The organism is Pseudokineococcus marinus, from assembly GCF_013004605.1.
Taxonomy (GTDB): domain Bacteria; phylum Actinomycetota; class Actinomycetes; order Actinomycetales; family Quadrisphaeraceae; genus Pseudokineococcus; species Pseudokineococcus marinus.
This window is the reverse complement of the sequence record NZ_JABEMA010000107.1, coordinates 1-10,080: the sequence shown is the minus strand read 5'-3', so window position 1 is coordinate 10,080 and position 10,080 is coordinate 1. Positions and strand designations below refer to the sequence as shown.

Sequence of the window (10,080 nt, the reverse complement as noted above, 5' to 3'; positions counted from 1 at the left end):
GACGGGGCCGTGCGCGGCGTGGCGGCCGACGCCGTCCTCGCCCCCGTCGCGGACGTGCTGGCCGACCACGCGGCCGTGCGCGACGCGCTCTCGCCGGGTGGCCCCGCGGGCGGCGCCCGCTCCGCCCGGTCACGGCAGGCCGGAGCACCCCCTGCACCGTCCACCGCTCGGTCTGGGAGGCGGCGCCGCGGCCACTAGCCTGGAGGCATGGCCGAGTTCATCTACACCATGACCAAGGCGCGCAAGGCGCACGGCGACAAGGTCATCCTCGACGACGTCAGCATGTCCTTCTACCCCGGCGCCAAGATCGGGGTGGTCGGCCCCAACGGCGCCGGGAAGTCGACCATCCTCAAGATCATGGCGGGGCTCGACCAGCCGTCCAACGGCGAGGCGCGGCTCTCGCCCGGCTACAGCGTCGGCATCCTCGAGCAGGAGCCCCAGCTCGACCCCGACAAGGACGTCCTCGGCAACGTCAAGGACGGCCTCGGCGACATCGTCCGCAAGAAGGAGCGCTTCGACGCCATCGGCGTCGAGATGGCCGAGCCCGACGCGGACTTCGACGCCCTCATGAGCGAGATGGGCGCCCTGCAGGAGGAGATCGACGCCGCCGACGCCTGGGACCTCGACTCCCAGCTGGAGCAGGCGATGGACGCGCTGCGCTGCCCGCCGGGGGAGGCCGACGTCACGGTGCTCTCCGGCGGGGAGAAGCGCCGCGTGGCGCTGTGCAAGCTGCTGCTGAGCAAGCCCGACCTCCTGCTGCTCGACGAGCCGACCAACCACCTCGACGCCGAGAGCGTGACGTGGCTGGAGCAGCACCTCGCCGCCTACCCGGGCGCCGTCCTCGCCGTCACGCACGACAGGTACTTCCTCGACAACGTGGCCGGCTGGATCGCCGAGGTCGACCGCGGGCGCCTCTACCCCTACGAGGGCAACTACTCCACCTACCTGGAGAAGAAGCAGGCCCGCCTGCAGGTGCAGGGCAAGAAGGACGCCAAGATGGCGAAGCGCCTCGCCGACGAGCTCGAGTGGGTGCGCAGCAACGCCAAGGGCCGCCAGACCAAGTCGAAGGCCCGCCTCGCCCGGTACGAGGAGATGGCGGCCGAGGCCGAGCGCACGCGGAAGCTCGACTTCGAGGAGATCCAGATCCCGCCGGGCCCGCGCCTGGGCTCGCAGGTGATCGAGGTCTCCGGGCTGCGCAAGGGCTTCGGCGACCGGGTCCTCATCGACGACCTGTCGTTCACGCTGCCCCGCAACGGCATCGTCGGCGTCATCGGCCCGAACGGCGTCGGCAAGACGACGCTCTTCAAGACGATCGTCGGCCTCGAGGAGCCGGACGCCGGCACCGTCAAGGTCGGCGACACGGTGAAGATCTCCTACGTCGACCAGGGCCGTCAGGGCCTCGACCACGGGAAGACGCTGTGGGAGACCGTCTCCGACGGCCTCGACTACATCCACGTCGGCAACGTCGAGATGCCCTCGCGGGCCTACGTCTCGGCCTTCGGCTTCAAGGGCCCCGACCAGCAGAAGCCGGCCGACGTGCTCTCCGGCGGTGAGCGCAACCGCCTCAACCTGGCGATGACGCTCAAGGAGGGCGGCAACCTGCTGCTCCTCGACGAGCCGACGAACGACCTCGACGTCGAGACGCTCGGCAGCCTCGAGAACGCGCTGCTCGACTTCCCGGGCTGCGCCGTGGTCATCTCCCACGACCGGTGGTTCCTCGACCGGGTCTGCACGCACATCCTCGCCTACGAAGGCACGCCGGAGAACCCGTCGAGCTGGTACTGGTTCGAGGGCAACTTCGACTCCTACGAGCAGAACAAGGTCGAGCGCCTCGGGCCCGACGCCACGCGCCCGCACCGCGTGACCTACCGGCGCCTCACGCGCGACTAAGTCGTCCCGCTGTACGTTCGCCTCTACAACGCTCGCCGGCCTTGGGGAGTAGGAGGTTCACGATGCAAGATTTCCCCGCCTCTGCGCAACGTCATCATTCCGACGGTGCATCCTTGCTGGCAGGAGGGCGACACGAGACCGCGGATCACCTATTCGGCTTCTCTGCCGAGTGCAGTCTGAAGGCGATTCTCACTGGTCTAGGTGGTGTGCCGACGCCTGTTTCGGGACCTCCGACTCAAGGGGCAACTCGCTTCGGACATCTTCCCCATCTGTGGGACACGTCGGCTTTGTACCTACAAGGCAGAGCATTGCAAGCTTCCCCTACTCAGATGACGAGCCTTATGTCAGGCGCTAATCCTTTCGCTCGGTGGAACGTCAATCAGCGGTATGAGAGTGGGACTGTTTCTTCTCAACAAGCGGCCACGCACGAAGGCGCATCCAAAGCTCTGCTCAATTGGACGCAGGCGTCACTGCTGGCGGGAGTGCTTCTGTAATGGCAACCTTCGATGAGGTGGCAGGGCTCGCTAACTCGGCAATCGCCACTTTGGGTGACAAGGAGCTCGGTCGATCCACCTTTGTGCGCGATGTATCGGGCCGAGTTCGCTTGGTCATAGACGATTTGGGCCGCCGAGCTGGAGGCCTGAGCCAGGAACTTCTTGCTGCCACGGATGAGAACCTGCGTGCAGCACTCGGGTCATATGCTCCGTCTGGCCCAGTCGTCATCCCGGCAAGCAGTCTCATCGAACCGACGCAAATTCTTGATGCACCAGGACTTCTGGTCACCCCCAGTGTTGGAACGGGGTCCGTTAAGTGGCTGGAACGCACTATCACCGGGGCCGACTGGCATGTTGAAGGGCAATCGGCGCACCAGAAGTGGATGGCGCTCTACTCATTCAAGGGTGGCGTCGGGCGATCGACCGCGGGGGCGTGGCTTGCACGAGTGGAGTCGGGGCGAGGAAAGTGCGTGCTGGTCGTCGATCTTGATCTTGAGAGCCCCGGTGTCTCAAACTTGCTTAGCCACGTTGGGGATCTGCCGTCTCATGGCGTCGTCGACCAGATGGTTGAAACGGCAGTGGGTAATGTCGAAGAATTGGACACTGTCGCGCTCGCTCACATCGATGACCTTACTGCAGGCGAGGTTTGGATCGCGCCCGCTCAAGGTAGGCCTAGGGAAGGTTACACTTTTCTCCCCAAGCTTAACAGAGTGTATTCCCCAATCACCATCGATGGACGCCCTTTAACCTTCGCTGACCGGGTGGAGTCGGCTGTGTCGGCGAGCGTTGAAGCAGTACGCAGACGCTCTCGAGAGCCTGACCTCGTCCTCCTAGATAGTCGCGCCGGATTGCATGACATAGCAGCGGCGGTGGTGACCCGCCTCGCAGGGACCACGCTCGTCTTCAGTGGCGATAGTGAGGCAACGTGGATCGGCTACGGCAACCTGGCGAGTGAGTGGGGCAGTAACGCGGCCTTGGCCACGCGAATGCGCTCCAACATCAAAATGGTGGCGTCTTTAGCGCCAGACGTGGGCGAAGAGGCTTACCTCGCGCGCTTTGCGGAGCGCTCATATGCCTGTTGGAGCAGCATTTACGACGACCTCCAGGCCGGGGATGCATATGACGAAGACGCTTACAATCCTCCGCCTAATGACACCTCTGCGCCGCACTATCCCCTGCCTATCACCTTCGACCCGACCCTTCGGCACCTAGAGAGAGCAAGCTTCTTGGCGGCTTTCGAGTCGAGAGTCGCGCAGGCTGCCTTTCAACGCTTCACGCAGGGTGTCCAAGACATCATCGACAGTGGAGAACTTGATGGAACTCGCTGACTCTCGATCGCTCGGCGGCTATATTGCTGCTGTTCTCGCTGATGAAGCCGTCGATGCCGACACCCGTCTCCCGCGCCGTGGCGTCTACACCCCTCTTGAGCATCGACGCGCACTCCTTCCCGACACGACAGTCGTGAGGGGGGCGCGGGGTGTCGGTAAAACCGTGTGGTTTAGGTCGCTACAGGTTGAGACACTGCGTTCGAGTGCGGCATCGGAGTACAGGCTTCCAGCCCTACGTGATCCACTTGTTGCAGTAGGCTACGGCAACCTTCTCGAGCCTGACCTTTATCCGTCCGCGGCGGACCTTCTCGAGATGACGGATGTGGCATCACCCTCCGAGATCTGGAGTGCGGTGGTACTGAAGGTTCTGGGCAGTCCCGTCATGGCAAGTCTGACTAGCTGGACCAGTCGGGCCCGGGCCGTTCACAATGACCCAAGGGTCGTACCGCGAGAGTATGCGCGCTTGGATCGCGAGATGGAGTCGGAGGAGCGGACGGCTCTCGTTCTCTTCGATGCACTCGACCGAATGAGCGCTTCGCGTCCGGTTACGGACCGGCTGGTCCGCGGGCTACTTCAGGTGGCGCTGGACTTGCGGGTCGGGACGCGCAACATTCGCGCAAAGGTCTTCGCCCGTCCCGACTTGCTTGACAGTGCCCGCTTTACGGACGCGTCTAAACTGGATGCCAACCGAGTAGACCTAACCTGGTCCTCCACCAGTCTCTTTGGGCTGTTTTTCACGACTCTGGGGAACGGTGGGGGGAGTGACGCAGCGGACTTCCGTGCGCAGACTGGCGCGTGGAGGCAGGGATTGGACGGCCGCTGGCGTTCTGACGTCTTGTCCGCCGACCAGAGCGCGCAGGCGCATCTTTTCACAAAGATCGCTGGCCCATACATGGGAAGTAGCATCAAGCGGGGGCGTACCTATCAGTGGCTGCCGAGCCACCTCGCTGATGGCCGCGGCATGGTGAGTCCACGAAGCTTCCTGACTGCTCTGCGACAAGCGGCTGAGCGCACTTCTACACTCAGGGGTGGGCATGAGTACGCCATCCACCGTGACGAACTGAAAGAGGGCGTCCGCTTCGCTTCCCAGGGTCGAGTGACCGAGATCGAGGAGGACCTTCCGTGGGTGCCGTTGCTCGTGCGTCCTCTTGAGGGCCTGCAGGTGCCCCTGGCGCAGTCCGATGTGTTCGACAGGTGGCGGACACAGGATGTGCTGGGCAGGCTCGAGCATATGCAGGAGCCCAGAATCAGTGCGGAGTTGTCTGAGGTGAGGGTGGGGCCGCGTGATGTGCTAGACGAGCATGCGGTGCTTGAGCAGTTGGCTGATGTAGGTGTCGTCACCTATCGATATGATGGGCGTGTTGACCTGCCAGATGTCTACCGATTGGCCTTCGGCCTAGGGCGGAAGGGTGGTATTCCTCGGGTGGCCGTCAACTAGCGTCTTGACCCCCTTCAGCATCATGGAGGCGCCTGTCCTTCGGGCGCACGAGCCCCTCCTGGGCGACGGAGGCGACGAGGACGCCGTCGCGGGAGAACACCTGGCCGGTGGCGAGCCCTCGGGCGCCGACGGCGGTGGGGGAGGCCTGGCGGTAGAGCAGCCACTCGTCGAGACGCGCCGGGCGGTGCCACCACAGGGCGTGGTCCAGGCTGGCGACCCGCAGCCCGCGCGAGGCCCACGTGAGGCCGTGGGTGGTGAGCACGGGCTCGAGGAGCGAGTCGTCGCTCGCGAAGGCCAGCACCGCCCGGTGGAGGGCGTCGTCCTCGGGGAGCGGCGCCGTGGTCCGCAGCCACACCGCCTGCCCGCTGCCCGGCGGCAGCACGCCCTCGGGCACGTGGCGCAGGTCGAGCGGCCGCGAGCTGGCCCAGCGCTGGGCCCAGGCTCGGGCGGCGTCGTCGAGCGAGCCGGGCACGCGCCAGGGCGGGGGCGCGTCCGGCGTGCCGAGAAGCTCGACGGTGGGCCGCAGCTCCTCGGGCCCCGGCACGTCGGGCGCCGCGACCTGGTGGTCGACGCCGTCCGCCGGCGCCTGGAACGAGGCGATCATCGACAGGATCGGCCGGTCGTGCTGCAGGGCGTGCACCCTGCGGGCGCTGAAGGAGCGCCCGTCGCGCAGCCGCTCGACGGCGAAGGTGATGGGCAGCGAGGAGTCCCCGGCCCGCAGGAAGTAGCCGTGCATCGAGTGGACGGGCCGGGTGGCGCCCTCGCCCGGCGGGGGCGGGTCGCCGGGGGCCACCTCGCCGGCGCGACCGTCGCCCACGGTGCGGGTGGCGGCGACCACGGCCTGCGCCACGACCTGCCCGCCGAAGACGCGGCCGTGCGGCTGCGGGAGGCTCTCGCCCGCGAAGAGGTCCTGGCCCCGCTCGTCGACGCCGCGCTCCTCCAGCGCCAGGACGTCGAGGAGCCGCTGCAGCAGGCGGTCACCGGCGCTGCCGGTGCCGCCGTCCCGGGCGGGAGGGGCGTCGGGCCAGGCGGGCAGGCTCCCGGTGCCGCCCCCGTCCCCTCGGGCGGCGTCCTCCGGCTGGGCGTCGTCAGGTGAGTCGACCACGGGCGCGACCGTACCGGCGACGCCGCGGGCCGCTGCGCCGTGCGAGGGGAGGGCGCGGGCCTGCGACGATGCCGCCATGCCCGCTCGTGAGGTCCTCGTCCCGCTGCGCTGGTCCGACATGGACGCCTACGGCCACGTGAACAACGTGCAGTACGTGCGCCTGCTGGAGGACGCCCGCATCCTCGCCTTCCGCACACCCCACGGGGAGGCGACGTCGGAGTCGCCCGTGCGCACCGGCACGATCATCGCCCGCAACGAGGTCGAGTACCTCGTGCCGCTGAAGTACCAGTACGAGCCCGTCACCGTGCGCCTGTGGGTCAGCCGCACCTCGGGCGCCAGCTTCGACCTGGGCTACGAGGTCCGCGGCCGGGCCGAGGACGCCCCCGACGAGCTGACGGGCGACGCGGAGGGCTGGGTCGTCTACGCCCGCGCCGAGTCGACCGTCGTGCTCTTCGACATGGACGCCGGCCGCCCCCGCCGCATCACGCCGGGCGAGAGCGCGATGTTCGCCGAGATGACCGGCCCCCCGGTCGAGCTCCGGCGGCGCGCCCGCGAGCGCGCGGCCGCCGCGGCGACCTCCTAGCCGCCCGCCGGGGACGCGGCGCCACCGCGGGACCCGTCAGCGCGCCTCGTCCCCGCCCTCGCCGGAGCCCTCGCCGTCGCCGGAGCCCTCGCCGTCGGGGAGCTCCTCCGCGCCCGCGCCGTGGTCGCCCCCCGGCAGCTCCTCGGGCGGCAGCTGGAGCAGCGCGTCGGCCAGCTCGGCGTCGGCCACGAGCGTCGTCATCCAGCTGGTGCGGACGGCCGCCAGGACCGCTGCCGTCCGCTCCGCCCCGTAGGCGACCGCGACGACCTCGCCGACGTCCTCGAGCTGGGACAGCTCGAGGGCCATCACCCGGTCGTCGAAGGCGCTCGGCACGCGGCGGCCGTCGGCGTCGAGGAGGCGCCCGCTGATCTCGGCGACCGCGCCGTCGCGCCGCCCGGCCTCGCGCTCGTGCGGCGCGACGGCCGGCCAGATGGTCGACAGGCCCTCGCCCCACCCGCCGACGGCGACGACCGCCGTCGTCAGGTCGTCGACGCGCCGCAGGGCGGCCCGGATGCCCGGGTCGCGGCGCAGCGCCGTCGCCGTCTCCGCGTCGGCCGTGACGAGCGGGGCGTACACGGGCAGCGCGCGACCGCGGGAGACGGCGGCGACGCGGCGCACGAGCTCGACCGTGCCGGAGCCCGCGTCGTGCAGCGCGCCGGCGAGCTGCACCACGGTGCACGGCGGCAGCCGCTCGAGCGCCTGCGCGGCGTGGGCCAGCGTGCGGCTCCACGTGAGGCCGAGGACCTCGCCGTCGACGAGCAGCTCCTCGAGCAGCGCGGCGACGGCCTGGCCGAGGTGCTCGCGGACGACGACGTCGTCCCCGGTCGGCACCTCGACGACGACGGCCCGCTCGAGCCCCAGCGCCGCGGCCAGCGCCACCGAGCGCTCGGGGTCCGTGCCGCCGGGGACGACGACGCTGACCCGCACGACCCCGCGCTCGGCCGCCTCCTCGAGCAGCCGCGCCACCTTGAAACGGCTGATGCCCAGGTCGGCCGCGATGGCGACCTTGCTGTCGCCGACGACGTGGAAGCGGCGGGCGACCTCGCCGAGGAGCACGAGCCCGGTCGGCCCCGGCGGGTGGCCGCCGGGCCGCGGCGCGCTGCTCGTGCTCGTCCCGGCCCGGGGCGGCCGCCCGGCCGACCCGTGGCGGGCCGGAGCGCGCGAGGTCCTCTCGTCCACGGTGACGACTCCTCATCTGCGAGGCGTGAGCGCTCAGGTGAGCACGCGCACTGTAGCGAGCGGGGCGCGGCCGACGCTCACCGCCGGCCGCGCCCCGCTCGTCGTCCGGGCTCTCCCCTCGGGCGCTCGGCTCAGGCGCTCGCGGGGGACTCCTCGCGCAGCCACGCCGTCGTCATCGGCGGCAGCAGACGCGCCTCGGCGTCGCGCTGCAGGTCGCCGCTGACGAGGAGGACCTCGGCGCCGGCCGGGAGCGCCACCGGCTGCTCGCCGAGGTTGGCGACGACGAGCGCGCCCGCGCTGCGGAAGGCGAGGATGCCGTGCTCCTCGCCCCGAGCCCGCCCGTCCGGGCCCTCGAGGGTGCGCCACGACAGCCCGGTGGAGGAGCCGAGCGCCAGCTCGCGGCGCAGGCGCAGCGCCGCCCGGTACATCTCGTACGTCGAGCCGGGGACGTCGCGCTGCCGGTCGAGCGCGAGCTCGCCGTAGACGGCCGGCTGCGGCAGCCACGAGGCCGCCGTGGGGCCGAAGCCGAAGGACGGCGCGTCGCCCTCCCACGGGATGGGGACCCGGCATCCGTCGCGGCCGTTCGTCTCGTGGCCCGTGCGCTCCCACGACGGGTCCTGGCGGGCCTCGTCCGGCACGACCGCGTCGGGCAGGCCCAGCTCCTCGCCCTGGTAGACGTAGGCGCTGCCCGGCAGCGCCAGCATGAGCAGCGTCGCCGCGCGGGCGCGCTGCAGGCCCACGGCCGGGTCCGGCTGCACGTCGTCGGCGCCGAGGCCGTCGGGGTTGCCGCCGGCCAGGTCGAGCCCGAAGCGCGTGGTGTGGCGGACGACGTCGTGGTTGCTCAGCACCCAGGTGGGCGGGGCGCCGACGGCGGACATGGCGGCCGCCGTCTCCTCGACCTGGGCGCGCAGCGCCGCGGCGTCCAGCGGCGCCACGAGGTAGGCGAAGTTGAAGGCCTGCTGCATCTCGTCGTCGCGGACGTAGCGGGCGAGCCGCTCGACCGGGTCGACCCAGGCCTCCGCGACGAGCATGCGGTCGCCGTCGTACTCCTCGAGGACGGCGCGCCACCGGCGGTAGACCTCGTGGACGCCCTCCTGGTCCCACATCGGCGGGGGCGTGCGCGACTCGCCGCCCTGGCCGGCCAGCGTGCCCGTGATCATCTCCGTCGCGGCGTCCCACTCCGGCAGGCCGTCGGCCTTGACGAGGCCGTGGGCCACGTCGACGCGGAAGCCGTCGACGCCGCGGTCGAGCCAGAAGCGCAGGACGTCCTGGAACTCCTCCACGACCTCGGGGTTGGTCCAGTCGAGGTCGGGCTGGGAGACGTCGAAGAGGTGCAGGTACCACTGGCCGGGGCGCCCGTCGGCCTCGGTCACGCGCTCCCACGCCGGGCCGCCGAAGACCGAGCGCCAGCTCGTCGGCGCGAGCTCGCCGTCCGCGCCGCGGCCGTCCCGGAACAGGTAGCGAGCCCGCTCCGGGCTGCCCGGACCGGCGGCGAGCGCCGCGCGGAACCACGCGTGGTCCGACGACGTGTGGTTGGGCACGAGGTCGACGACGACGCGCAGGCCCAGCTCGTGGGCGCGGGCGACGAGGGCGTCGGCGTCGGCGAGCGTGCCGAAGCGCGGGTCCACGTCGCGGTAGTCGGCGACGTCGTAGCCCGCGTCGTGCTGGGGCGAGGTGTAGAAGGGCGAGAGCCACAGGGCGTCGACGCCCAGCTCGGCGAGGTGGGGGAGGCGGGCGGTGATGCCCGGCAGGTCGCCCATGCCGTCGCCGTCGGAGTCGGCGAACGACCGCGGGTAGACCTGGTAGACGACCGCGGAGCGCCACCACTCGCCGCGGCCACCGGCGATGCTCACGCCCTCCGGGGCGCTGCTGGGGGCGCTGCTGGGGGCCTTGTCGGGCGTCGGGTCGGCGGCGGGCGCGGGGGCGGCGTCGGTCGTCGTCACGCGGGGTGAGGCTACCGGCGCCCGAGGGGGCGCCCGGCACGTGCCCGGGCTCCGGACGGGGCCCGGGCGGGGACCGTCCGGGGCCCGGGGCGTCGACCCGCCCGGCCCTGAGCCGCGGCC

The 10,080-nt window shown here is 70.6% G+C and carries 7 protein-coding genes; 4 read left to right on the top strand and 3 right to left on the bottom strand.

Translation table 11 applies throughout. The annotated features are described in order from the left end of the window. The first annotated feature begins 207 nt into the window (after window positions 1-207). From ettA to HLB09_RS08800, 3 genes are all read left to right on the top strand, one after another. Window positions 208-1,890 (top strand): energy-dependent translational throttle protein EttA, encoded by a 1,683-nt coding sequence (gene ettA, locus HLB09_RS08810; protein WP_171203017.1) that lies wholly within the window; start codon window positions 208-210, stop codon window positions 1,888-1,890. A 493-nt stretch (window positions 1,891-2,383) separates the two neighbouring features. Next, complete coding sequence (locus HLB09_RS20350) at window positions 2,384-3,712, top strand: KGGVGR-motif variant AAA ATPase (protein ID WP_409372989.1); 1,329 nt, start codon at window positions 2,384-2,386, stop codon at window positions 3,710-3,712. Next, window positions 3,699-5,150 (top strand): hypothetical protein, encoded by a 1,452-nt coding sequence (locus HLB09_RS08800; protein ID WP_171203015.1) that lies wholly within the window; start codon window positions 3,699-3,701, stop codon window positions 5,148-5,150. Before HLB09_RS20350 ends, HLB09_RS08800 begins: the two co-directional genes overlap by 14 nt. On the opposite strand, the gene HLB09_RS08795 is transcribed toward HLB09_RS08800, so the two are convergent. Beyond that, window positions 5,143-6,120 carry an acyl-CoA thioesterase gene (locus HLB09_RS08795; protein ID WP_344552947.1) on the bottom strand — a complete coding sequence of 326 codons (978 nt, stop codon included), beginning with the start codon at window positions 6,118-6,120 and terminating at the stop codon, window positions 5,143-5,145. The genes HLB09_RS08800 and HLB09_RS08795 overlap by 8 nt on opposite strands. A gap of 211 nt (window positions 6,121-6,331) precedes the next feature. Between HLB09_RS08795 and HLB09_RS08790 the strand changes: the two genes are divergently transcribed. Then, the gene (locus HLB09_RS08790; RefSeq protein WP_171203013.1) at window positions 6,332-6,838 is read left to right on the top strand and encodes an acyl-CoA thioesterase; all 507 of its coding nucleotides are present in this window, start codon (window positions 6,332-6,334) and stop codon (window positions 6,836-6,838) included. Window positions 6,839-6,874: 36 nt separating this feature from the next. Here the strand turns inward: HLB09_RS08790 and HLB09_RS08785 are convergent, their stop codons facing one another. Further along, on the bottom strand, window positions 6,875-8,017 hold the full coding sequence (locus HLB09_RS08785; protein WP_212770802.1) for a sugar-binding transcriptional regulator: 1,143 nt from the start codon (window positions 8,015-8,017) through the stop codon (window positions 6,875-6,877). Window positions 8,018-8,148: 131 nt separating this feature from the next. Continuing rightward, window positions 8,149-9,870: a glycoside hydrolase family 13 protein gene (locus tag HLB09_RS08780; RefSeq protein WP_344552945.1), complete on the bottom strand. Its 1,722-nt coding sequence runs from the start codon at window positions 9,868-9,870 to the stop codon at window positions 8,149-8,151. Window positions 9,871-10,080: the final 210 nt, after the last annotated feature.

What these genes read in the sequence shown, in the direction of transcription:
- HLB09_RS08790 (WP_171203013.1), top strand. Translation starts at nt 6,332, where the DNA reads ATGCCCGCTCGTGAGGTCCTCGTCCCGCTGCGCTGGTCCGACATGGAC.
- ettA (WP_171203017.1), top strand. Translation starts at nt 208, where the DNA reads ATGGCCGAGTTCATCTACACCATGACCAAGGCGCGCAAGGCGCACGGC.
- HLB09_RS08800 (WP_171203015.1), top strand. Translation starts at nt 3,699, where the DNA reads ATGGAACTCGCTGACTCTCGATCGCTCGGCGGCTATATTGCTGCTGTT.
- HLB09_RS20350 (WP_409372989.1), top strand. Translation starts at nt 2,384, where the DNA reads ATGGCAACCTTCGATGAGGTGGCAGGGCTCGCTAACTCGGCAATCGCC.